General features: G+C 39.8%; 21 protein-coding genes and 1 pseudogene. 18 read left to right on the forward strand and 4 right to left on the reverse strand.

Annotation, left to right across the window (positions count from 1 at the left end; genetic code table 11):
- Position 1: 1 nt before the first annotated feature.
- From NST80_RS02230 to metG, 13 genes are all read left to right on the forward strand, one after another.
- Positions 2–679 carry a response regulator transcription factor gene (locus tag NST80_RS02230; RefSeq protein WP_038675394.1) on the forward strand — a complete coding sequence of 226 codons (678 nt, stop codon included), beginning with the start codon at positions 2–4 and terminating at the stop codon, positions 677–679.
- A 13-nt stretch (positions 680–692) separates the two neighbouring features.
- Entirely contained in the window at positions 693–1,916 is a 1,224-nt protein-coding gene (locus NST80_RS02235; RefSeq protein WP_183138108.1) for a HAMP domain-containing sensor histidine kinase, read from the forward strand.
- 237 nt (positions 1,917–2,153) lie between these two features.
- Positions 2,154–2,891, forward strand: a complete 738-nt coding sequence (gene pyrH / locus NST80_RS02240; RefSeq protein ID WP_002885551.1) for a UMP kinase — start codon at positions 2,154–2,156, stop codon at positions 2,889–2,891.
- A 14-nt stretch (positions 2,892–2,905) separates the two neighbouring features.
- A complete protein-coding gene (gene frr, locus NST80_RS02245) occupies positions 2,906–3,463 on the forward strand; it encodes a ribosome recycling factor (protein ID WP_002886708.1) in 558 nt (185 codons plus the stop codon).
- Between the two features lie 89 nt (positions 3,464–3,552).
- Positions 3,553–4,410 carry an RNA-binding virulence regulatory protein CvfB gene (gene cvfB / locus NST80_RS02250; RefSeq protein ID WP_118172244.1) on the forward strand — a complete coding sequence of 286 codons (858 nt, stop codon included), beginning with the start codon at positions 3,553–3,555 and terminating at the stop codon, positions 4,408–4,410.
- An 8-nt stretch (positions 4,411–4,418) separates the two neighbouring features.
- A complete protein-coding gene (locus NST80_RS02255) occupies positions 4,419–4,634 on the forward strand; it encodes a YozE family protein (RefSeq protein ID WP_002885591.1) in 216 nt (71 codons plus the stop codon).
- 239 nt (positions 4,635–4,873) lie between these two features.
- Positions 4,874–6,151, forward strand: a complete 1,278-nt coding sequence (locus NST80_RS02260) for a LysM domain-containing protein (RefSeq protein WP_064520593.1) — start codon at positions 4,874–4,876, stop codon at positions 6,149–6,151.
- Between the two features lie 79 nt (positions 6,152–6,230).
- The gene (locus tag NST80_RS02265; protein WP_064520594.1) at positions 6,231–7,292 is read left to right on the forward strand and encodes a PhoH family protein; all 1,062 of its coding nucleotides are present in this window, start codon (positions 6,231–6,233) and stop codon (positions 7,290–7,292) included.
- A gap of 124 nt (positions 7,293–7,416) precedes the next feature.
- Positions 7,417–7,548: a hypothetical protein gene (locus NST80_RS02270; RefSeq protein WP_002886713.1), complete on the forward strand. Its 132-nt coding sequence runs from the start codon at positions 7,417–7,419 to the stop codon at positions 7,546–7,548.
- A 108-nt stretch (positions 7,549–7,656) separates the two neighbouring features.
- Positions 7,657–8,115 (forward strand): hypothetical protein, encoded by a 459-nt coding sequence (locus NST80_RS02275; RefSeq protein WP_014633531.1) that lies wholly within the window; start codon positions 7,657–7,659, stop codon positions 8,113–8,115.
- Between the two features lie 152 nt (positions 8,116–8,267).
- Entirely contained in the window at positions 8,268–9,350 is a 1,083-nt protein-coding gene (locus NST80_RS02280) for a hypothetical protein (RefSeq protein ID WP_002886715.1), read from the forward strand.
- Between the two features lie 130 nt (positions 9,351–9,480).
- Positions 9,481–10,359, forward strand: coding sequence for a hypothetical protein (locus tag NST80_RS02285; protein ID WP_014633530.1), 879 nt, complete (start codon positions 9,481–9,483; stop codon positions 10,357–10,359).
- A 109-nt stretch (positions 10,360–10,468) separates the two neighbouring features.
- On the forward strand, positions 10,469–12,460 hold the full coding sequence (gene metG, locus NST80_RS02290; RefSeq protein ID WP_002886717.1) for a methionine--tRNA ligase: 1,992 nt from the start codon (positions 10,469–10,471) through the stop codon (positions 12,458–12,460).
- 203 nt (positions 12,461–12,663) lie between these two features.
- Here metG and NST80_RS02295 read toward each other — a convergent pair whose 3' ends face one another.
- The 3 genes from NST80_RS02295 to NST80_RS02305 form a co-directional block, all read right to left on the reverse strand.
- Complete coding sequence (locus NST80_RS02295; protein WP_002886720.1) at positions 12,664–13,509, reverse strand: aldo/keto reductase; 846 nt, start codon at positions 13,507–13,509, stop codon at positions 12,664–12,666.
- A 10-nt stretch (positions 13,510–13,519) separates the two neighbouring features.
- Positions 13,520–14,416, reverse strand: a complete 897-nt coding sequence (locus NST80_RS02300; RefSeq protein ID WP_002885507.1) for a LysR family transcriptional regulator — start codon at positions 14,414–14,416, stop codon at positions 13,520–13,522.
- A gap of 239 nt (positions 14,417–14,655) precedes the next feature.
- The gene (locus NST80_RS02305) at positions 14,656–15,396 is read right to left on the reverse strand and encodes a CPBP family intramembrane glutamic endopeptidase (protein WP_002886723.1); all 741 of its coding nucleotides are present in this window, start codon (positions 15,394–15,396) and stop codon (positions 14,656–14,658) included.
- Between the two features lie 408 nt (positions 15,397–15,804).
- Here NST80_RS02305 and NST80_RS02310 point away from each other — a divergent pair, with 408 nt between their 5' ends.
- The gene (locus NST80_RS02310; RefSeq protein WP_118172243.1) at positions 15,805–17,763 is read left to right on the forward strand and encodes a GbpC/Spa domain-containing protein; all 1,959 of its coding nucleotides are present in this window, start codon (positions 15,805–15,807) and stop codon (positions 17,761–17,763) included.
- Positions 17,764–17,991: 228 nt separating this feature from the next.
- Complete coding sequence (locus NST80_RS02315) at positions 17,992–18,831, forward strand: CHAP domain-containing protein (RefSeq protein WP_002886729.1); 840 nt, start codon at positions 17,992–17,994, stop codon at positions 18,829–18,831.
- Between the two features lie 326 nt (positions 18,832–19,157).
- Here NST80_RS02315 and NST80_RS02320 read toward each other — a convergent pair.
- Positions 19,158–20,139, reverse strand: a pseudogene (locus NST80_RS02320) (IS3 family transposase); the annotation flags it as partial.
- 1,323 nt (positions 20,140–21,462) lie between these two features.
- On the opposite strand from NST80_RS02320, the gene NST80_RS02325 reads away from it, so the two are divergent.
- From NST80_RS02325 to NST80_RS02335, 3 genes are all read left to right on the forward strand, one after another.
- Positions 21,463–22,422: a competence protein CoiA family protein gene (locus NST80_RS02325; protein ID WP_014633524.1), complete on the forward strand. Its 960-nt coding sequence runs from the start codon at positions 21,463–21,465 to the stop codon at positions 22,420–22,422.
- 10 nt (positions 22,423–22,432) lie between these two features.
- On the forward strand, positions 22,433–24,238 hold the full coding sequence (gene pepF, locus NST80_RS02330) for an oligoendopeptidase F (protein ID WP_014633523.1): 1,806 nt from the start codon (positions 22,433–22,435) through the stop codon (positions 24,236–24,238).
- Positions 24,239–24,450: 212 nt separating this feature from the next.
- Entirely contained in the window at positions 24,451–25,671 is a 1,221-nt protein-coding gene (locus NST80_RS02335) for an OFA family MFS transporter (RefSeq protein WP_014633522.1), read from the forward strand.
- Positions 25,672–25,739 lie beyond the last annotated feature (68 nt).

The raw sequence follows: 25,739 nt of genomic DNA on the forward strand, positions 1-25,739 counted from the left end.
AATGGCTTTGAAAATTCTACTAGCTGAGGATGAAGAGGCTCTTTCTCGAGTTTACAAGGCAGCCCTAGAGCATCAGGGTTATGAGGTGGATCAAGCATTCAATGGGCAAGAGGCAGTAGACCTAGCTGCACAGAATGCCTATCAAGTAATGATTATGGATATTATGATGCCCATTAAAACAGGTATTGAGGCCTTGAAAGAGATTCGCTCCTCTGGGGATAGGACGCATGTCATTATGTTGACAGCTATGGCTGAAATTGATGATCGCGTGACCGGGCTTGATGCTGGGGCAGACGATTACTTGACCAAGCCTATTTCCCTTAAGGAGCTTTTGGCGCGTCTGCGCTCATTAGAGCGTCGTGTGAGTGAGAGCTTCACTGCCAAAATTTTGACTCTTGGTTCTGTTCGTTTGGACCAAGAAGAGCAGGAGTTGGTAGCTGGGAACGCCATTCGACTTTCAAGCAGAGAGACCAAGTTAATGGCCCACTTCATGCTCAATCCTGCCAAGAAATTAACGACTGAGCACCTTTTTAAGACTATCTGGGAGGATGAGGAAGATGTGGACGAGTCGATTGTCTGGGTCTATATTTCCTATCTGCGTCAGAAATTGCAAGCCATCCAGGCTGACATCAGCATTCTTGGTGAAAAAGGTGGCGACTTTTGCCTTCTCGCCAATTAGAGAGGAGTAGCTCATGTTTAGACGTTTACGACTTCAATTTATTACGATTGCTTCCTTGGCTATCCTCTTTATCTTGGTCTTTACGGTGGGAATCATCAATACTGTGAGGGCCTTTCAGACGGAGCAGGAAATTAGTAAGGTTCTCAATACACTCACAGAAAATAATGGTAGTTTTGGAAAAACTAAAAAAATTGAGACCAATCAAGGGCGTGAAATTCCATCAGATAGTTTTCGTTTTTTCAGCGTGACCTTGTCTGGTGATGAAGTGGTCAGTCAGGATACCAGTCATACTTCCTTGATAAATGATGAAGAGGCCACTACTTATGCCCGTGCAGCTAGCCGAATGACGAGTACTCTTGGAACCATTAGAGAAAAAAATATTAATCTCAGTTATCAGGTTAGTAAAGTCAGCAAAAATAAGATCCTTGTGGTCTTTCTGGACACAACCTCTTATTATAATTCTTCCCAAGCCTTGTTAAGTCTTTCTATCCTTTTATCAATGTTTGGCTTTATCTTTTTTGTCATCATTGTCAGTGCCCTATCAGGAATTGTCATTCGTCCCTTCATTCGAAACTACGAAAAGCAGCGACGTTTTATTACCAATGCTGGTCATGAATTAAAGACACCATTGGCCATTATTTCTGCTAATACGGAGCTACAAGAACTCATGACTGGAGAGAATGAGTGGACCAAGTCGACGAATGACCAGGTGGCACGTTTGACCACTTTAATCAATTCTCTGGTAGCCCTATCTCGTCTGGAGGAGCAGCCGGATATCGTTCTTCAAGATGTAGATTTTTCCTATATTACTGAGGATGCAGCAGAGGACTTTAAGGGGCCTGTCGTTCGAGATGGTAAATCTTTCGTTATGGACATCACACCGGATATTCATGTGAAAGCAGAGGAGAAGTCTCTCTTTGAACTTGTAACCCTCCTTGTGGATAATGCTAACAAGTATTGTGATCCAGAAGGGACAGTAACCGTAAGGCTCCGTCAGATTGGAAGGACACGAAAACGGGCTCGTCTAGAAGTGTCAAACACCTATAAAGATGGTAAGGATGTTGACTATAGTAAGTTTTTTGAGCGTTTTTATCGTATCGAAGAATCCCATAATAACAAGGAACACAAGGGTTTTGGTATTGGCCTCTCCATGGCTCAAAGCATGGTCAAATTATTTAAGGGGCGTATCTTTGCCTCTTATAAAAATGACACCATCACTTTTACGGTTATCTTGTAAGGATATTTTTTAAATATTTGACTAGGTGAAAACCCTAATTTATGATAAAATAGTAAGGATGAAGATTTAGTGTTTTCTTTGCAAAAAAGAAACCATTTTCCTATCCTAATCATAAAAAGGAGATGCTCGAATGGGCCCTCCTTAACCACCTTAAAAGGCTGGTAATGGACGACTTAGGAAAGATAAATCTCAGCTAAGAATCAAATCATAAAACAAAATAGTTAATAGGGAGAAATCATGGCAGAACCAAAATACAAACGTGTCCTCATTAAGCTTTCAGGTGAAGCTCTAGCTGGTGAACGAGGTGTTGGGATTGATCTTCCAACTGTCCAAGCTATGGCTAAAGAAATTGCTGAGGTAGCGGATTCAGGTATTCAAATTGCTCTAGTTATCGGTGGTGGTAACCTTTGGCGTGGAGAACCTGCAGCTGAAGCAGGAATGGATCGTGTTCAAGCGGACTATACTGGAATGCTTGGAACAACTATGAATGCCCTTGTTATGGCAGATAGTTTGAAACAACTCGGTGTTGATACACGTGTTCAAACAGCGATTGATATGAAATCTGTGGCAGAGCCTTATATTCGTGGTCGTGCCCTTCGTCACCTTGAAAAAGGTCGTATTGTTATCTTTGCAGCAGGTATTGGTTCACCATACTTCTCAACAGACACAACAGCGGCTCTTCGTGCAGCTGAAATCGAAGCTGATGCTATTCTTATGGCTAAAAACGGTGTTGATGGTGTCTACAATGACGACCCTCGTAAAAACGCTGATGCTGTTAAATTTGATGAGTTGACACACGTGGAAGTTATTAAACGTGGTTTGAAAATTATGGATGCCACAGCTTCTACCCTTTCAATGGATAATGACATTGACCTTGTTGTCTTCAACATGAACGAACCAGGAAACATCAAACGTGTTATCTTTGGTGAACAAATTGGAACAACTGTATCTAACAAAGCAGAATCACACAAATAAGAAAGAGAGAATTTATGACAAACGCAATTATTGAAAAAGCAAAAGAACGTTTCACCCACTCACACGAGTCATTGGCCCGTGAATTTGGATCTATCCGTGCAGGCCGTGCCAATGCATCACTTCTTGACCGTATCACTGTAGAATACTATGGTGCTCCAACACCACTTAACCAATTGGCTTCAATCACTGTTCCTGAAGCACGTGTTCTTTTGATTTCACCATTTGATAAAGGTTCAATTGCTGATATCGAACGTGCAATCAACGAATCTGATCTTGGTATTAACCCAGCTAACGATGGTTCTGTTGTGCGCTTGGTTATCCCAGCACTTACAGAAGAAACACGTAAAGAGTTAGCTAAAGAAGTGAAAAAAGTCGGTGAAAATGCTAAAATCGCTATCCGTAACATCCGCCGTGATGCAATGGATGAAGCTAAGAAGCAAGAAAAAGACAAAGAAATCACAGAAGATCAATTGAAAGCTTTGGAAAAAGATATCCAAAAAGCAACTGATGACGCTGTTAAGAAGATTGACAGCATGACAGCAGAAAAGGAAAAAGAACTCCTTACTGTTTAATCAATAGAAAAATAAGGAGAGTGGGACAGAAGCAAAAGAGCATGGACTATGTTAGCTTCCTTGTCCGACTCTCTTTTTAGAGGAAAAAGATGAATACATTACTTGGAACAATTATTACTGCCCTAGTAACAGATGAAAATGACAAATTTTATTTTGTTCAAAAGGACGGTGTGACCTTTGCCTTGTCTAAAGAAGAAGGGGAACACGCCATTGGTGACATGGTGACAGGTTTCGCCTATACAGATGGCAAGCAAAAATCACGTCTGACTCAAAAGGAAATCAAAGCAACTCGTGATTCTTACGATTGGGGAGAGGTCACTGAAGTTCGTAAGGATTTGGGTGTCTTTGTAGATGTGGGAATTCCAGATAAGGAGATTGTTGTCTCTCTTGATGTTTTACCGGAACTCAAAGAGCTTTGGCCTAAGAAAGGTGACAAGCTCTATATCAAACTCGATGTGGATAAAAAAGACCGTATTTGGGGGCTTCCTGCTGAACCTGAGGTCTTTCAACGTATGGCTGGTCCCGCTTACGATAATATGCAAAACCAAAAATGGCCAGCCATTGCCTACCGTCTCAAACTCTCAGGAACCTTTGTTTATCTACCAGAGAATAACATGCTTGGTTTCATCCATCCCTCAGAACGTTATGCTGAGCCACGCTTAGGTCAGGTCCTTGAAGCGCGTGTGATTGGGTTCAGAGAAGTTGACCGTACCCTCAATCTTTCTCTTAAACCACGTTCTTTTGAAATGCTTGAAAATGATGCTCAGATGATTTTGACTTATTTAGAGAGCAATGGTGGCTTTATGACGCTTAATGACAAGTCATCACCAGCAGATATCAAGGCAACCTTCGGTATTTCTAAGGGACAATTTAAGAAAGCTTTAGGTGGTCTGATGAAGGCTAAAAAAGTCAAACAAGACCAGTTTGGAACAGAATTAATCGGTTAGGAGAAGGCATGAGAAAATCCTTTTATACTTGGTTGATGGCCCAGCGTAATCCAAAATCCAATGAACCAGTAGCAATCTTGGCTGACTTGGCTTTTGAAGATTCAACCTTCCCGAAGCATACTGATGACTTCGAAGAAGTTAGTCGTTACTTGGAAGATCAAGCTAGCTTTTCCTTTAATCTGGGGCAGTTTGACCAGATTTGGGAAGATTATCTGGCTCATTAATAGCGACTAAGTCTACGATAAGCATAATGACTTTTAGCATTTTCTTTAAAAAGTAATTACCATTTGAATTGGTATGAATTGTTACAATTTTTTACAAATATCTCAGCTGTTTTTCAATAAATTAGGCTTGTTACAACTAGTTAGTAATTGCTTTAAAGTGCAGTAAATCACCCCTTTTTTGACAAAAAGTGTGGTATTATTGTAGATGTTAAAATTGTTAAAAAAGGAATGAATTATACATGTTATCAAAATCTAAAACAACAAAGGCACTTCTTTACTCGACCGCAGCACTTTCACTTTTTGCTGCAAGTCACGTACATGCCGATGAAACTTCAAACTGGGCAGCGCGTTCAGTAGATCAAATCAAAGCAGATATCGCTGTAAGTGATAACCAACAAACTTATACAGTTCAATACGGTGATACTTTGGGAAGTATCGCTGAAGCAATGGGTATCGATGTGAATGTTTTGGCTAACATCAATCAAATCACAAACATTGATTTGATTTACCCTGGAACAGTCTTGACAGCAACTTACAATGCTGATAATCAAGCTGTCTCTGTTAAAGTTGAAGCTCCAGCTTCAGAAACATCAACTACACCTGTAGTTGCAGAAGCTAATTTGACAACTAACGAAGTGACTGTCAATGGTCAATCTGTAGTTGCAGCGGATTTGACAGCTCCAGTTGAAACAGTAAGCACAACAGCTACTCAAGCACCTGCTACAGAAGAATCAACTCAAGCTGTTTCAGAAGTAACAGAAGCTATCGCATCAGCATCAGAAGCACCAGCATACGCAGAAACTGAACAACCAGTTGCTGATGCTATTGATCATGTCACTGCGTCAGCAGAAGCTACACCTGAAGCTACACCTGAAGCAGAAACTACTCCAGCTGCTGAAACACCAGCACAGCCTGAAGTAAAAGAAGAAGCTCCAGCAGCAACATCAGAAGCGTCTTCAGAAGCACCAGCGACTTCAGAAGCACCAGCAGAACAGCCAGCGGTAGAACCAGCAGCAACATCAGAAACTGTTTCAGAGGCACCAGCTGCTTCAGAAGCGCCAGCAGAACAACCAGCGGTAGAACCAGCAGCAACATCAGAAGTGGCATCAGAAGCACCAGTAGCTTCAGAGGCACCAGCAGCACAACCTGCATCAACGAATACACTTCCAACGGATCCACACCTTCAACCACAAGCTGAAGCTTTCCGTCAAGATGTAGCGGCACAATTTGGTCTTACTGATATCGGTGGTTACCGTGAAGGTGATCCACAAGACCATGGTAAAGGACTTGCCGTTGACGTTATGGTACCAGTTGGTTCAGAAGTTGGTAATCAAGTCGCTCAATATGCTGTAGACAATATCTCAAATGCAGGTATCTCATATGTCATCTACAGACAACAATTCTACGCACCAGTAGATAATATCTACGGACCAGCTAACACATGGAACCAAATGCCAGACCGTGGTAGCGTTACTGAAAACCACTATGACCACGTTCACGTGTCATTTAATGAATAAGTCAGAATAATAAAAAGTCACGCTTGGCGTGATTTTTTTGATATAATGGAGAAAAAGACGAAAGAAAGAGGAACTCTATTTGCAAGAGTATTCTGTTGAAATTACCCTAAATCACCCAGATGATGTCTTGTCACTTTTTGGGACCAATGAGCGCCATCTAAAACTTATCGAGGAAAACCTAAATGTTATTATTCATGCTCGAACAGAGCGTGTGCAGATCCTTGGAGATGACGAGGAAAGTGTTGAATTGGCCCGTTTGACCATTCAAGCTCTCCTTGTTTTAGTGGAGCGCGGAATGTTAGTCAACACTTCAGATGTTGTCGCAGCCTTAACCATGGCTCAAGATGGTTCGATTGACAAGTTTGTTGCTTTATATGAAGAAGAGATTATCAAGGACAACAGTGGTAAGCCTATCCGAGTGAAGACTTTAGGACAAAAGGTTTATGTTGATAGCATTAAAAACCATGATGTGGTCTTTGGGATTGGTCCAGCTGGTACAGGGAAGACTTTTTTGGCGGTTACCCTTGCGGTTACAGCTCTTAAACGTGGTCAAGTTAAACGTATAGTTTTGACACGTCCAGCAGTTGAGGCGGGTGAGAGCCTTGGTTTCTTGCCTGGTGATCTCAAGGAAAAGGTGGATCCTTACCTTCGGCCTGTTTATGATGCCCTTTATCAAATTCTCGGCAAGGAGCAGACGACCCGACTTATGGAACGTGAAATTATTGAGATTGCCCCCCTCGCTTATATGCGTGGTCGTACCCTAGAGGATGCCTTTGTTATCCTTGATGAAGCACAAAATACAACCATCATGCAAATGAAAATGTTCTTGACTCGTCTTGGTTTTAATTCTAAGATGATTGTCAATGGGGACATGAGTCAGATTGACTTACCACGTCGTGTTAAATCAGGCCTGATTGATGCCATGGAGAAATTAAAGGGAATCAAGGCTATTGATTTTGTTCACTTCTCTGCTAGTGATGTCGTACGTCACCCAGTAGTAGCTGATATCATTAATGCTTATGAAAAAGATGCACCTAAGTTTGATCTTGAGAAAAAATCAGAAGAATCAGACCAGGCTAAAGAAGTAGTATCAGGATTGACCGAATACCCAGTCATTGGTGCTGAGGATCTTAAAAAGTAAATAGCTGAAAAGAGGTTTGAGAGTGGTATTCTCAGCCTCTTTTTCCTTTACAGTCATGTCATTAGCTTTTCCCCTAGTTTTGGTAAAATAGTATTGAATAACAGGCCAGTAAGGGGGGAGAGGTATGACTAAAGCAAAAAAATGGAAGATTGCTATCATTGTATTGCTTGGATTTGTTGCGACAGTCTTGATAGCCATAGGAGAGGGAAGATTTTGGAAGTATCAAGAGAACTATATTCCAGACGGTACTTATTAGATGATAAAATACGAGACTAAATCGGCATATTCCAATGAATTGATAAATCGGACTAAGCGGGGAGAGAATAATGATAGCTTATATGAGGATTTTATAGTAGTTGAGAATATGAAATCTCAATTTTATTATGTTTTTTATGGGGATGGGGAACCTTCTGTCTCATCATTTGAGCACGATGAAAAGCTCCCACAGACTTTTGACCCACGTACAGGGACTTTAAAACAGGATTTAACAGTCTCTGAATATAAAGCTCTAGTGATGTCTCATATTGATAAGATTTCTAAAAAGGGAGAGGAGTATTCAAGAGTAAAAGAAGTATCTGTCCAAAGGTGTATAGACGATTATAAAAAAATGTTGAAGCAAAAAAGAACTTATGAAAAGCTCCCTAATGGTCTCGTTCTGACTGTTTATGCTAATGATGGACATATTGAGTCGCGTAGAACTTTTAAACGATTGAGCTCAGAGGAAGCCAAAGAGGTCAAAAGTGGTTATGATTGGGATTATGAGTATGCCTTGAAGCATTATAAATACAGGGAGCATTATGGGGATTATGCCATCTGGCGTTGAACCACTTACCGATCAAGCACCTCTTTACTATCGGGAATCATAACCTAATGTTTTATTAAAAAACCTTACAGTCTTTATGATAATTGTCAAATACTATTTCACCATTTATTTTGGTACAATAGAACGGTAGACCAATAAAAAAGGAGATTATTATGAACCAGCAAGAGTGGATTGAGTACTTTGAATTAGTCAACGGTCGCAAACCAACTCCCGCAGAGTTAGCTCAAGCTCAGGCAGCAGGCGAGTTTATCCTTGAACGACCTAATGTCTTTGGCTCAAATGGACAGGTGACGGAGCAAAGACCGATTAAGCCAGCTGAACCTGTGATAACGATGACGCAGCAGCCTCAGTTTGCCCAAACAACAGCAACCTTCCAACAAGTCGTACCTGCTAAAAAAGGTATGTCTAAGAAAACTAAGATTATTTTGGCATCAGTCTTTGGTTCCTTAGCAGCGATTTTACTTATTGTTGGGGGCTACTCACTATGGCGCTACCAATCAGGTAAGATTGCGGATGGAACATATGAGGTAGTAAGTTTTTCTTATTACAATGAAGATAAGAATAGAATGGTCGACGGCATTAAAGAATACAAGGATGAAGACACAAAATTGTTAGATTTTTTAGTTGTAAAGAAAAATCAATCTAATCATTACAATTATTTAGAAAGCGATGGGAAATCTTCAATTAGTCTAATTCAAAATGAGAAATCGATTCCTCAGAAATTTGATCCTTGGAACAGAACTCAAAGTCAAGTACTTAGTGCAGATGATGTTAAAGATATTGTCACTGATTATATGAAAAAAATGTCTAAAGAGTATTCTTTCTACTCAAAAGATGATGTTAAGAAAACTGTAAAAACAGCAGTTAGTGAATATAAAGATACTCTTAAAGAAACACGCACTTACGTAAAACATGGCGATGAATTTACGCTTAATATTTATGATAAAAAGGGTAAGTTAAAAATGACTACTACCTATAAGCTAATGAGCCGGGAAGATGGTGAAGAACGTAAGGATGATTATGATGATGCCGTTAAGGATTACAAGAAAGACCTAAAAGAGATTAGTGACAAGTATGACGAATATAGTGACTACGGTTATGGTTATGGCTACGATTACGGCTATGGTTATGGTAATGACTATGGTGACACCTATGGCGGATATAATGACGGTAAGAATAGTGGATCAAAATCAGATTCAAGTGATAGTAGTAAAAAATCTAGTGATAAAATTTAATCAGCCAATGATGTAAATGAGTAAAGTGGTACAAGAAGAAGAGCTAAAACTCCATTCTGGTATCGCTTTTCTTTATATGAAAATAGTCAAATAGCTTTGGAGTCTTTTTTCTGGTAGAATGGAAATATCAATGAAAAAGGGGACTTTTATGAACGAAAAAGAGTGGTTAGATTATTTCGAAACGATCAATAATCGTAAGCCGACAGAGGAAGAAATCCAACAAGCAAAAGCTAATGGGGAATTTATTTTTCAAGAGTCTAGGGACGAGGATGTTAATCCACAGCAAGCTCAGTTGAGTGACCAAGTAACACAACCCGTTTCACAAGTTGCTCCTGCTAAGACAGGCTTGTCTAAGAAAGCTAAAATTATTATTGCTTCTGTACTGGGGGCGATTGTCCTAGTGGCGCTTTCATTTGGTGGCTATGCGTTTATGCACCTGCAAGGTGGTAAAATACCTGAAGGAACCTATCTGCTTGAAACTTATCGCTTTTACCATAAAGATAAGAAGAAAATGGTTGATGGTATGGAATCTTTCAAGAAAAGTGGTCTAGAGGCTCATGATTTTGTTAAAGTCAAAGGTAATAATGTTAAATTTTATTTTTATACCTTAGCTGGCGGGAACAATCTGGTTGACTTTACAGACTATGATACTGACGAATCATACCGTCCAGATGCTTGGTCTGGAACGCTTAAACCAACCATGTCACTATCTGAATACACTAAAGTCATTGACCAAGCGGTAGATAATCAATACAAAATAAGTGAATACCGAACTAAGGCTGATAACGATGAAAGTAAAAAGATTTACGTTAAATCCTACAAAGAGTCTCTTGAAGAAACCGTTCGATACAAGGTTAAGGGTGATAAATTGATCGTCACAACTTATAATAAGAAAGGCAAACTTACAGAAGAAAGAAGCTTTAAACGTCTTTCAAAGGATGACGTGAAAAAATTAGACTATGACTATGAACGTGATGTCAGAGCTGATAAAAAGCGCTTCCAAAACTAGTAATGTTTAAAACCAGCTTAGCTGGTTTTTTTAGTGTCCAAAACGTGCTATAATAAGATGTTATATCATCAGTGTTAGCCCATTTGTTAACACATGAAAGGAAATTAAAATGACAAAAACATTCTACATCACAACACCTATCTACTACCCATCTGGTAAATTGCATATTGGTTCTGCCTATACAACCATTGCTTGTGACGTCTTGGCACGTTACAAACGTATGATGAACTATGATGTCTTCTACCTTACTGGGCTTGATGAACACGGCCAAAAGATTCAACAAAAGGCTGAAGAAGCAGGAATCACACCACAAGAGTATGTGGACGGTATGGCTGTTGGTGTTAAGGACCTCTGGCAACTTTTGGATATCTCATACGATAAATTCATCCGTACGACTGATGATTACCATGAAAAAGTAGTGGCACAAGTTTTTGAGCGCTTACTTGCTCAAGATGATATTTACTTGGGTGAATACTCTGGTTGGTACTCAGTCTCAGATGAGGAATTCTTTACAGAAAGTCAGCTGTCGGAAGTTTTCCGTGATGAAGATGGAAATGTAACGGGAGGTATTGCTCCATCAGGACACCAAGTAGAATGGGTATCTGAAGAATCTTACTTCCTTCGTCTCAGTAAATACCAAGACCGCTTGGTAGAATTTTTCAAATCGCATCCTGATTTCATCACTCCGGATGGTCGCCTTAATGAAATGCTTAAAAACTTCATCGAGCCAGGTTTGGAAGACTTAGCCGTGTCACGCACAACCTTCACTTGGGGGGTTAAAGTCCCATCCAATCCTAAACACGTGGTCTACGTCTGGATGGATGCTCTTCTCAACTATGTGACTGCTCTTGGTTATGGTCAGGATGAGCATGCTAACTTTGACAAGTTCTGGAACGGAACTGTCTTCCACATGGTCGGAAAAGACATCCTTCGCTTCCACTCCATCTACTGGCCAATCCTCCTCATGATGTTGAACATTAAATTGCCAGAACGTTTGATTGCCCACGGTTGGTTTGTCATGAAAGACGGTAAGATGTCTAAGTCTAAAGGAAATGTGATCTATCCAGAAATGTTGGTAGAACGTTTTGGTCTTGATCCACTCCGTTACTACCTCATGCGTAGTCTTCCTGTCGGTTCAGATGGTACCTTCACACCAGAAGACTATGTGGCTCGTATTAACTACGAGTTGGCTAATGACCTTGGAAACCTCCTCAACCGAACAGTTGCCATGATTAACAAGTATTTCGGTGGTCAAGTGCCTGCCTATGTTGAGAACGTTACAGACTTTGATGCTGATTTGGCTAAGGTTGTGGCTGAAAATATCGAAGAGTTCCACAAACAAATGAACGCTGTAGATTTCCCACGTGCCTTGGACGCCGTTTGGAACATCATTTCACGTACCAATAAGTATATTGATGAAACAGCTCCATGGGTTCTCGCCAAAGAAGATGGTGACAAGGAACAATTGGCAGCAGTTATGGCTCACTTGGCTGCTAGTCTTCGTGTCGTTGCCCACCTCATTCAACCATTCATGATGACCACTTCAAATGCCATTATGGAACAGCTCGGATTGTCAGGAGCGTTTGACCTTGAAAATCTTGAACTTTCAGGATTCCCAGAAAATGTGACAGTCATTTCAAAAGGAACTCCAATCTTCCCACGTCTGGATATGGACGAGGAAATTGCCTACATCCAATCTCAAATGAACGCAGGCAAACCTCAAGAGAAGGAATGGAACCCAGAAGAGGTTGAACTTAAGTCTGAAAAAGACCAAATCAAATTTGATGACTTTGACAAGGTTGAAATCCGTGTCGCTGAAGTTAAAGAAGTAGAAAAAGTCGAAGGTTCAGACAAATTGCTTCGCTTCCGTCTTGACGCTGGTGACGGTGAAGATCGTCAAATCCTCTCAGGTATTGCTAAATTCTATCCAAACGAACAAGAATTGGTCGGCAAGAAACTTCAAGTCGTGGCTAATCTCAAACCACGTAAGATGATGAAGAAATATGTCAGCCAAGGTATGATTCTTTCCGCAGAACATGACGGCAAACTCACTGTCTTGACAGTAGATTCATCGGTTCCAAACGGAAGTGTGATTGGGTAAAATATCATAAAAAATAGTTTATCAATTTTTTGAATTGGGAAACTGTTTTTTACTAATTTTCGGTTGTGAGTAAAGCGCTTGAAACACATCTTTGTTGAGTGCTTGGAAGTTTTGCTTCCTTAAAACCGGAAATCATCTACTCTTAAGGGAAGTCTTAAGAGGACCTAGTGTATAAGAAAACGAGTTCAGTCGAACTCGTTTTTTTATACACTATATTTCAATAAATGCTTAATGCGTTCCACACTTTCATCAGGACCATAGGCATCAGGGTATCGGTCTAGTTTACTGATAGCGTCAAGGTCTGCTTGGTCTAGGTGGAAGTCGAAGCTATTAAAGTTTTCTTTCATCCGTTCGATATGGGTACTTTTAGGAATGGTCAAAATCCCTTGTTGGGTTTGCCATCTGAGGATGACCTGGGCAACTGTCTTGCCATGTTTTTCAGCAATAGCAGTCAGAGTTGGGTCCTGAAAAATACCATCCTCTCCTCTATGAAAAGGAGCCCAGGCTTGCGTTAGGGTGCCGAATTCCTTATCAGCTTTCTGAATCAGTTTGTGTTGTTTATAGGGATGCAACTCGATTTGATTGACTGCTGGAATGACCGGTGTCTGCAAGGCAAAATCCGTCAAACGCCCTGTTGAGAAGTTAGAAACACCAATGGCTCTAATAAGTTCTTCATGCTTAAGCTCAATCATAGCACGCCAGGCACCATGTAAGTCGCCAAAAGGTTGATGAATCAAATATAAATCAAGATAGTCAGTATCTAGTTTGCGAAGTGTTTCTTTTAGGGCTAATTTGGTATCTTCGTAGCCAAGCTGGCTAATCCAGGCTTTACTAGTCAGGAAAATATCCTCGCGAGGGATACCAGATGCCTTAATAGCACGTCCCACGGCTTCCTCATTTCGATAAAGACTAGCAGTATCAATCAATCGAAAGCCTACAGAAAGAGCATCTTCAACGGCTTTTTGACATTCTTTTTGATCGAAAATTTGCCAGACACCAAAACCAAGCACAGGTATTTTGATGCCATTATTAAGTGTTTGAAATTCCATTTTCTTCTCCTTAGTGGTGGGGTAGTAAGCTATCCTGAATTTCCTCGATAAATGCTTGAATAATTGCGGATTGTTTCTGTTTATTATTGGTCACAAAACCCAAGGTGTGCTTTGGACTGTTCTTCAGTGGAAGTAAAACAATTTGGTCCTTAATGAAACTATTAACAATACCGAGGCCAGAAGCGTAACTATCTGAGGCACAGAGTAAATTCATGACACTGCCTCGGTCATTACTGTAAATCACTTGTTGGTCAGGCAGAACCTCGAGAGGATCTTCGTCAAAATGGATTCCAGAGCTTTCTTGACGAAAGCGGACCTGTGGGTATCCCTCTAAATCTTTGAGGTTGAGGGATTTTTTGTGAGCTAGGGGATGTTGGCGACCTAAGAAAATCTTAGTTTCAAACTCTCCGAGTGGGGTGAAAGTCAGATCCATGTGTTGGAAACTGCGTTCTAGGATATGGTCGTTGTCTTCATCTAGATAAATAATCCCCAGGTCACTTTCGAAGCTTTCAACGCTTTTGAGAATCTTCCTAGTCGTTGTTTCAATCAGTTGAAATTCTTGATAATCACTACGAAAACGTTGGGCAATGTGAGCCATAGGAAGTGATAAGAAATCGTAGTGGTGACTGGCAACAGTGAATGATTTCTTGAATGATTTACGGTAGCGTCCCTCTAGGAGATCTAACTCTCCAAGAATACGTTTGGCGTATTTGAGAAAATCATGACCGTCATCAGTTAGTTTGGCTCCTGTATTGGAACGCTCAAAGAGTTGGACGCCAAGTTCTTCCTCTAAGTCACGGATGGATGCTGAGAGATTAGGCTGAGTCAAAAAGAGTTTTTTAGCAGCCTTACTAAAAGACCCTGTTTCAGCGATAGTCTGAACATAGCGACATTGTTGAAAATTCATAAGCATCCCCTTTGAAAAAATATGATTGTAGGTCATATTATAACAAAATGAGAAGTCTAAAATCAGCAAAATTCTGATAGGAATAGATGAAGACCTGATATGAAATTTCTATGATTAAATCGTTTTAGGAGTAATTATGGAAATTGAGATAAGTCGTAAGAAAGCAGTTCTGATAAATGAAAAACTGCATCCACAGGTTAGACACTGAAAATCTAACTTATGGGATGCAGTTTGAAATATTAATCATTAAGATATCTAATGGCTTTCAATTTTTTAGGACGAATAAGGAAGAGTCCTAGGGCAATTAAAGGTAGCCAGAAAATGAAATTCCAGATACTTGTAGCTGGTGCAGCCTGTGTTGATTGCGAGAGAAGAACACTGGCAAAATCAACCAAACAGTGCAGAATAATAGTCCACCAGAGGCTACCAGTACGTAGGTAAATAGCAGCAAAGAATATTCCTATAGCTGTCGCATAATAAACTTGGAACAGGGTAGCATTCAAGGGTTGATGAGTGAGATTCCCGAGATGGGCCAAACCAAAAGATAAGGCAGACAAGAGAACGACTCCTAAAACCTGTTTTGAAGATCTAATACCATCTTGGAAGGCGAGTTTAAGGAAAAGTCCACGAAAAAAATATTCCTCAAAAAACCCGGCTCCTAAGGCAATAACCAAGGCAGTTCCTATCATATGAGGTGCTTTACTGATCCCCAAAGCAACCGCAGAAACATAGAAGAAATCTGCCAAAAGAAGAAACCAACAAACCCCTAAGGTTTCAGACCAACGTATCTTTTTAGTCGATTTGATCTTTAATCCAAGGCGTCTCTGTACGAGGAAATAGTATAGACACATAAGGCCAAGCGTTTTAATGAGATAACCAATATTCTCAGGCAGAGGCCTAAGAATCAAACGCAGTACAAGGTTCGCTAAAATAATACTAATCCCAAGAAGGATCAGCAATCTCATTTCTTTTTTTGTCATTGAAAAGTCCCCCAACTTTCTTAACATTTTTTTCAAGCATACGACGAAAAACATTTAAAGTCAAGGTCTTGAAGGTGTTTTTTTATGTGTTTTTAGTTATGAAGAGGCCAGTTCTTGATGACCTGTTTCTAATAGGAAGCCTATTCTATCGTTGAAACGGTTTATTATGAGAAATAAATGAACAGCTATAAGAAAGTATTAAGTAAAAACTCTTTAAAAGCCTTACGAATTACACTAAATTGTAAAGAAATGATTAAAATATAACAAAAGTGTGTCAAATTTTAAAAACGTGTAGCAAATATATAATATTTTTTTCAGAAAACTATTGCTAAATTTAAAAAATCACGGTAGTATATTAGGCGGTGAAGAATTAGGTTAAAAATGTTAACCAAGAAGGAGAAAGTGTAAATGAAAGTCAATCCATTTAAAACAACATTGTATTCAAGCGTATTGCTTGCAGGACTCGCGGCTACAAGTGTAGCAGCTGCAGATGAAGCTAAAGATGTAACAGCAACTACTGATGCTGATGCAACCGTATCAAATACGGCTGCAGAATCAAGTGCTAATCTTGTTAAGACAACAGGTGATGCAGCAGTTGTTACTACAGTACCTGGAACAGAAGAAAAAACTACTACTGAAACAGATACTACTGTAAAAACAACAACTAAAGCTATTGCTGAAGTTTCAAATCCTGACTTCGATAACGCTGTTAAAGCTGCAACAATGACTGCAGCAGCATCAAAAGATTCTGCTGATGTTAAAGCTGTCCAAGATCAAGCAGCTAGAGATGCTCAAGAAGCTTCAAATACAGTTGTTTCTGAAAATAAATTGACTCGTGAAGAAGCTGATGCAGCTCTTACATCTGCTAAAGCAAATGTTGTTGCAACAGGGGGATTCACAGCTACAGAAGAAGCAGGTGTTAAACACACTAGCGTTGAAGCTGCTAACAATGACAACAAAGTTCAAACAACAGCTTTGACAACTGCGGTTTCAGAATATAAACAAAAACTTGCAGATTACAAGACACAATTGGATAAATACTACCAAGACGTTCTTGCTTATGCTGCTTGGGAAAAATCATACAAAGAGTACACTGGTGGAACAACAGCTCGTCTTTTGACAAAAGGCTTGGCTGAAAATGCTACTGGCTTGATTTATAAAACAGAATCTGATGCTACTATGACTGTTGAAAACTCAGCAGGTTCTGTTGACTACTTGGATAAAACAATCCAATCAGGTCATTCAGTAGATGAAATCCTTGAACAATTCAACACATCTCGTTACATTCCAAGTGACTTCAGTGCAGCTAACGGTACACAATACACTATCAATGCTGACGGTGAATACACTGAAGATGTATGGTTGAAGATGGCTACGGGTCAAACATTGACTGTAACATACAACAACATAAACGGAACATCATTCAATGGTACTCCAGTTAAGAAAATTGTTGCAACTTACACTTTGGTAGAAACACCAAGTACAGATGGTTCAGCCATTGTTAAGTTGTACCACGATCCAACTAAGACACTTTTCATTGGTTCACAAACTGACGACACTAATAAAAAACTTCACGTTAAGATGAACTTGAACTTCTTTGATTCTGAGTCATCTGTGACACCACTTGATTTGTCTAAGAACGGTTCAGTTTTGAGTATCTCTTCACTTAACCACTGGAACACTGAGCTTGGAAACCACATTGAAAAAGTTGGTTTGAATGGTAATGAATACGTTCAAATTTCTGGTTCATCTATCACTTTGCATGAGGATGGTTATGCTTATGCAACAAACGATAACGAATTTGTTGCTAACGGTTCACGCTTTAACAGTGATCCAACAGTGGATCCAACAACTGGTGAAGTCACAGATGAAGGTTGGGATGCGATTAACTCAGACGGAACGCCTCGTACGAAGAATGCCTACTATGGTGCTGCTGCAACAATCTTCAAGGGTGAACCAATGGACTTTATCGCAGGTGGAAATAACCTTAATGTTCCAATCGCTTATTGGTTTGCGACAGATTCATCTGTAATTGTTCCTGAATTGCCAGAAGAACCAAACAAACCAGTTCTTCCAAATACTGTTTCAGCAAAAGTTACTTACCACAAAAACTTTGTATCTGTTGAAGAAACAACTGAGAAACCAAAACCTCAAGTACCAACAACTCCAGCAGAACCAACTCCAGGTAAACCTGTAACATCAACATCAGTACCTGTAATACCAACATCAGTACCTGTAAAAGAAGAAGCTCCAACTCTTCCAGCTACTGGTGAAAAATCAACAGCAGCTTCTGTAGCAGCAGGTGCAGCTATGGTGACATCAGCTTTGGCTTTGTTCGGTATCTCAACTTACAAACGTAAACACTAAGATAATACCTCAAAAGCTAGGAAATTTTCCTGGCTTTTTTGTGCACTTATATTGTATATTCAAGGCATATAAAAGGCGGCCACTTGGATCGCTTCTTGGGAGATTATGAAAATGAAAAAAGTTATTTAGGATTGATGATAGTATAGCCTGAACAGCTTAAGAGGAGCTTAAACGCAAAAATTACCTCCATTTTCCAGAAAAACTGCGAATAGATAGGTGGAGGTAAAAATGAAGAAAAAATTACTAAATTGTCTTTTACCGCTAGCCTGTCTAGCGACTGTTTCGGTTTCGTGTGGCAGCTCTGCTCAGGCGGCTGTTCTCGGAGATGACTATCCATCCTCTTGGAAATATGGGGGCTTTGGTGTTGACCCTTGGACCATGTACTGGCGTCAGTGTACGTCCTTTGCAGCCTATCGCCTCAGTAACACTAATGGTTTCAACCTACCTGTAGGCTATGGGAATGCCATTACATGGGGAAGCATTGCACGTGCCAATGGTTACCGTGTCGACATGAATCCAGCCGTAGGGAGTATCGCCTGGTTCTCAGCTGGTGTCAATGGAGCAGGTCACATGGGACATGTCGCTTGGGTTGCGGAAGTTCGTGGTGATCAGGTGACCATTGAGGAGTACAACTACGATGCAGGTCAAGGGCCTGAGAAATATCACAAACGTAGTTTCCACAAGAGTCAAGTGTCTGGTTATATCCATTTTAAAGACCTCGAACCAGGGGCTCAAAATGGAAATCCTACTAACTCTTCTATCAAAGTTGGTGATACGGTTCGCTTCACAGGAACTTTCCGTGTAACATCTATAGTAGGAAATAACATCACTAGTCAAGATTTAGCTGGAGGCACACCAACCAAACACAATATCGTTGATCCTGGACCTGTTCTTGAAGTTGATGGACAAGGCAATCCTACTTCAGACCAGTACCTCAATCCTGGTGAGACCTTTACTATTCCAGGTAACTTCAAAGTGTTAGCCATTGACCCACCAAGTGATGGTGTCCTTGTCCAAATCGGAAATCGCAAAACTTGGGTAATCCAGTCTGTCCTTGAAAAGGTTTAAATCTATTGAACAATCGTGAGAATGGTTGCTATTTTGAGGGTATTAAATCATAATGTACTGACCCCAAAAGTTAGACAATTAATTTAAGCAAAGGATTTAGTTCTGTATCGCACAGGACTAAGTCCTTTTCTATCATTTGTCAAGTATATCAAGGTATTTGCCGAAAAATAGTTTGACTTTCATAGTCAAACTAAGGAAATTGTCTTTTTTTGAACTAAAGTTTAGTGTAAAAAGTGTACACTAAACCAACACCTTATCTGGTGATTTTTTTGATAAGGCGTTACAATAATATGGCATAAACAATTTTACTGATTTTGGGTAGCAGTATAACCATAAAACATCTCAGACTTCAGAATGCCAAAGAAGGATTCCATCATGCCGTTATCTGGACTATTGCCTTTACGTGACATGGACGGTTGGATTCTCTTGTCCTCTAAAAAATGATGATAGAAATCATGTTGATATTGCCATCCTAATCACTATGCAGAATAGTGTTCTCATAGCACTTCTCTGTGAAGGCTTGTTCCAACATCATTTTTACTTGTGCTAAGTTCGGTGACGTTGAAAGATTATAAGCAATAATTTCACTGTTGAAACCATCTAAAACTGGTGATAAATAAAGCTTTTGAGTGCTTGCTGGAATGGCAAACCCTGTCACATCTGTGTAGCACTTTTCCATTGGCTTTGATGCTTCAAACTGGCGTTGAATGAGATTCTCTGCTTTCATACCAACCTCTCCTTGGTATGAATAATACTTACGTTTACGACGAATTCGAGCACTTAAACCAAGAGCCTTCATCAGACGTTGCACTTTCTTATGATTTACCATAAAGCCACGTTTTCTCAATGCGAGAGTGATGTGACGATAGCCATAATTCCCTTGTATTCAGTAAAAATAGCTTGAATTTCAGCTTTGATAGTTTGGCTCTTATCCGTTTGATCCAGCTGTTTTAAGTGGTAATAATAGGTCGAATGAGCAAGCTTAATAATCTTTAGAAGAATCTCTAAAGTAAACTCTGTTACCAATCCTCGAACAATTTCCGTTTTTCTCTTTGCTCTTTTTCGTCCCTCAATCGGAGTTCTCTCATTTTTTAGAACCGCATTTTCTGCTTGAAGACGTTCTAGTTCCGTCATTTCTTCTAGCTTTTTCTTGTATTGTGCGAGCCAGTTAGGAAGCATCCCTTGATTTGGGAGAGAATATTCGAGAGAAACTCTATCTTGAGAACAGTATTCATGTAGGATTTTATCAATCATTTCTTCCTTTCTAAGTTCATAGATAAGGACTTTATCCTCATAAGTCAATTTCATAATAAAAACACCCTAGAAGTTAGATTTTTTCTGTCTAACTTTTGGGGTGTAGATCATTTCACGGTTGGTTTTGACTAGTTAAGTAAAATCAAGTTAGTCGAAAATAATAAAAATAAAATTTTCTGATAGCTAACATATTCTATTGACCTTGACTAAAAAACAAAGGATGTTTTCTAATTTTTCAACAGTAACACAAATGCCTATATTATAGTGTTTTTGAACTGTTTTAACTATCTAAAAAGAGTGTTTAAAAATATTTTCAAAAAATATGAAATAAATTAATTGACAAAAAATTATAATAAAGTATAATAGATTGTGTTAGGAAGAGTTTGTTTTTTGGAAGGGTGACTCCCTGATCAAAAAAGACTAGCTTAGAATCTGGAATTCTAAGTTATCAAATTCCAATGTTTCATTGTGATGATTTAAAAAGAGAAGATTTAAACAGCAAAAAAATTAGATTAATCGATTTAAAACATCAGCATCATCGTAGCGGGAGCTAGCGGTATTTTTAATCCGTGTAGAGCTAACGACAGATTCAAAAACAGCAGAATCGGTAGAGACTAATCTTCAAAAGCGAAGAGGGAGAGAAAATAAAGCAGTAACTGCTAATATACCTATCAGAAGGTGGACTAAACCTAATGACTGATAGGTGGTATGTTTTGAGAGTGGCGTTTTTAGCAATACTCTTCTAGGAAATAGTATCTTGTAAGCAGTATGACGTTCTGTGTAAAGAAGCTAGAGGGAAAGCTTCTCAGATTGACTGACTATCAATCACAAGATACTCTTGACCAGAAACCATTTTGAGCCAACACAATTTTGAGTTTGTTGGTACTGAACTGCACCTAGGAAATTGGTGGTTCAATGTTAGTAAATAGAGACTTTAACTTGTAAAAGTCTAAAAATTGTTTTATCTCATTATCAACTCAAGGATTAAGTTTTTAGTGGGATTGAGGAATAAAAGGGTGAAAAGCATATTGGGATGATGCTTCAGTGACGGAATTTGATCAGATGTTTGTGAGAGCATCTGTCTATGCTACATTGACTATTTTTAATGGTTATGTTGGATAGAAACTGTTTTCAAGATCCTGATACCAAGGAAAGTTGGGGGATTTTCCTTTAGGTATCGAGATTGTTGAAAAGAGATCGAATGGACTGAGTGGCACTTGTATCCTAGGTTAAGCTATACACCTATAAACCTAAGTTTCCATACAGCAGGGAGCAAGTTTCAGTTTGAATGGGGGATGCATCTAGAGTAATCTAGATGTTTTTTTATTTTGTGAATTCTTTTACGAATAAGTAAGAGAGTGCACGAAGGAGAGAGTCATGTTAATTGCAAAAAATCAGGAGGGAAACCTCGTTTTAGCTCTAGAAACCTGTTTGAAACGTAAGGAATCCTATAGCTGTCCTGGATGCCAGGGAGTTGTCCTATTGAGGCATGGCCAGGTAATGTGCCCACATTTTGCTCATAAATCTTTGCAAGATTGTCAGTTCTTCTCGGAGAATGAATCGGCTCAACATTTATCGCTTAAGGCAGCCTTATATAAATCTTTGGTTAATCATGGTGAAAAAGTAAGTATTGAAAAGGTTTTGTCCGAGTTGGGGCAAATTGCAGATTTATTTGTTGGCGATTCCCTGGCTCTAGAAGTTCAGTGTTCTCGTTTATCCCAGCAACGTTTGAGAGAGAGGACATGTGCCTATCACCAAGCAGGTTACGAAGTGCGTTGGCTTTTGGGTGAGGAACTCTGGTTGAATGGACGTTTAACAGACCTACAGCGGGACTTTCTCTATTTTACGGCTAAGATAGGATTTCACCTATGGGAGCTTGATTGGAAGCGAGAGGAAATTAGACTTAAGTATCTCATCTATGAGGATATTTTTGGGAAAGTCTATTATTTAACTAAGGCCTGGCCACTAACCGAAAATCTCATGACAGTTTTACGTTTTCCTTATCAAGCAGAGAAGGTTGAGACTTATAAAGTAACTCAGCGAAAGAGGGTCTCACATGTGATTCAACGAGAATTAATGGGGAAAAATCCAAGGTGGATGAGAAGGCAGGAAGAAGCCTATCTTAATGGAATGAATTTATTATGCCTGTCTGATCAGGATTTTTCCCCACAAGTAAGATTTCCTGAATCTAAGCAGGGCTTTGTACAAATTAGACAGTCACTTGAAGGTTTTGAAAAGCTTTTTATGCAATATTATCGAAAAAGGCATTTTTCTTATCGACAAACTCTCTACCCTCCCACCTTTTATGCTAAAATAGTAAAGAATAGATACAATTAAGGAGAATATTATGTCAGACAATCGTGCTCATTTAGAAGAGAAATACACATGGGATTTGACGACCATTTTTGCGACAGATGCAGATTGGGAGACTGAATATGAAAGCACTGTTCAGGATTTGAAGAAGGCTAGTGCTTATGCAGGTCATCTCTTAGATTCTGCTAAGAACTTGCTTGAGGCAACTGAACTTTATATGAGTCTTATGCGTCGCTTGGAGAAAATCTATGTCTATGCGTCAATGAAAAATGACCAAGACACAACAGTAGGTCTTTACCAAGAGTACCAAGCTAAGGCCTCAAACCTTTACTCACAGTTGAGTGAAGCCTTTGCTTACTTTGAGCCTGAATTTATGGCCTTGGATGATAAGAAATTAGCTGAATTTAAAGAACAAGAGCCAGGTCTTGGACTTTATGATCACTATTTCGAACGTCTTTTGGCAAACAAGGACCACGTTCTTTCTCAAGAAGCTGAAGAGCTCTTGGCAGCAGCCGGTGATATTTTCAACGGCCCAACGGATACCTTCAATGTCTTGGATAATGCTGATATCCTCTTCCCATGGGTATCAGATGGTCAAGGGGATGTGGTTGAGTTGACACATGGTAACTTTATCACTCTCATGGAATCTAAGGACCGTGACATTCGTAAGGGAGCTTATGAAGCGATGTACGGTACTTATGAGCAGTTCCAACATACTTATGCACAAACACTCCAAGGCGTTGTCAAGGTTCACAATTACCAAGCCAAAGTTCGTCACTATAATTCAGCACGTCATGCAGCACTTGCGGCTAACTTTATTCCAGAGAGTGTTTATGACTCACTCTTGGAATCAGTGAACAAGCATTTGCCACTTTTGCATCGTTACCTTGATTTGCGTAAGAAGGTCTTGGGGCTTGACGAGCTTAAGATGTATGACGTCTATACACCACTTTCTGAGACTGAAACTGCTCTTACTTATGAAGAATCCCTCAAGAAAGCAGAAGAAGTCTTGGCAATCTTTGGTGAAGAGTATAGTAAAGGGGTTCATGCAGCCTTTACGGAACGTTGGATTGACGTTCACCCTAACAAAGGAAAACGTTCAGGTGCCTACTCAGGTGGTGCTTATGATACCAATGCCTTCATGCTTTTGAACTGGCAAGATACTTTGGACAATCTCTTTACCTTGGTTCACGAGACTGGCCACAGTTTGCATTCAACGTTCACACGGCAGACTCAACCATATGTTTACGGAGATTACCCAATCTTCTTGGCGGAAATTGCGTCTACAACCAATGAAAATATCTTGACAGAAACGCTTCTTAAAGAGGTCAAAGATGACAAGACACGTTTTGCTATTCTTAACCACTATCTGGATGGTTTCAAGGGAACTGTCTTCCGTCAAACACAATTTGCCGAGTTTGAACATGCTATTCATGAGGCAGATGCATCTGGTCAAATCTTGACAGCGGACTTCATGAATAAGCTTTACGCAGACCTCAATGAGAAATACTATAACCTTAAAGCTGAAGATAACTACGAAATTCAGTTTGAGTGGGAACGTATTCCGCATTTCTACATGAACTACTATGTCTACCAATACGCTACAGGATTTGCTGCGGCAAGCTACTTGGCTGAAAAAATTGTTCACGGTACTGAAGAAGATAAAGAAGCTTACCTTACTTACCTTAAGGCAGGAAGCTCAGACTATCCTTTGGAAGTCATCAAGAAAGCTGGTGTTGATATGACCAATACCGACTACTTAGATGCTGCCTTCAAAGTTTTTGAAGACCGTCTCGTTGAATTGGAAGTCTTGGTTGAAAAAGGTGTTCACCTTTCGTAAAAAGAAGTTACCATATGAGAGAATCATTCTGAATCAGGATGATTCTTTTTATGTCTAAAAAACGAACGTTTACTAAAATAAAAGCTCTAATTGATTTGGAAATGAGTTAATGAGCATATTTATAGCCCCTAGTTTATATTCATGATAGACTAAAAACCTAACGTTTTATGTTTTATAAGTGAACAATGTTCAGAAATAGAAAGTAGTTTTTTGTGAAAACAACCAATCGTTATCTTGTAGCAACGTGTGGTGTCTTACTCCATCTCATGTTGGGGTCTACCTATGCTTGGAGTATCTATCGTAATCCTATTATGGCCCAGACTGGCTGGGATCAATCTTCAGTTTCTTTTGCTTTTTCATTGGCTATCTTTTGTCTAGGGCTTTCTGCAGCTTTCATGGGACGTCTGGTTGAAAAATTTGGTCCTAGAGTGACTGGAAGTATGTCGACCGTTCTCTATGCTGGGGGTAACATTCTGACAGGAGTTGCCATTGCTCATGGAGAGCTGTGGATGCTTTATCTTGGTTATGGTATTCTTGGTGGTCTAGGACTGGGTGTGGGTTATATTACGCCTGTTTCAACTATTATTAAGTGGTTTCCCGATAAGCGTGGACTTGCGACTGGCCTTGCCATTATGGGCTTTGGCTTTGCCTCGCTGTTAACCAGTCCCATTGCTCAATATCTGATTCAGGTACGTGGTGTTGAGCAGACCTTTTATATCTTGGGAGTCGTTTATTTTGTTGTTATGCTTTTTGTCTCACAATTCATTAAACGACCAAGTGTAGAGGAAGCACAACTGTTGGCTGACAAGAGTCCGAACCGTCAGGTTGCTAATTTGAGCAAGGGAGTTACGGCTAATGAGGCTCTGAAATCATCAACTTTCTACTGGTTATGGCTTATTCTGTTTATCAATATTTCATGTGGCTTAGCCCTTGTCTCTGCTATTTCTCCAATGGCTCAAGATATGGTTGGGATGTCAGCGGAATCAGCGTCAGTTGTTGTAGGTGTTATGGGAATCTTTAATGGTTTTGGTCGCCTTCTGTGGGCAGGCTTGTCGGATTATATTGGACGTCCGAAGACTTTTATTCTCCTTTTTGTGGTTAATATTGTCATGGCCATCCTCCTAATTGTCCTGCAAGTGCCACTTGTCTTTGTGGTTGCGATGGCTGTTCTGATGACTTGCTACGGGGCAGGATTCTCCTTGATTCCTCCATACCTTAGCGATATCTTTGGGGCAAAGGAGTTGGCTACCCTTCATGGTTATATTTTGACTGCCTGGGCGATGGCGGCCTTAGTGGGGCCAATGCTCTTATCCGTAACCTACGAATTGACAAAATCATACCAGATGACCTTGCTTGTTTTCATAGCTCTTTACGTGGTGGCTTTGGTCATTTCCTACCTCTTGAAAAAGAGGGGGTTACGTCAAGTAGCTTAATGATGACGTTTTGATTTATAGATAAGAAAAATCTCTAGCACTCGCTAGGGATTTTTTATATAATAAAA

This window comes from Streptococcus sp. FSL K6-1323, from assembly GCF_038630745.1.
Taxonomy (GTDB): domain Bacteria; phylum Bacillota; class Bacilli; order Lactobacillales; family Streptococcaceae; genus Streptococcus; species Streptococcus salivarius_D.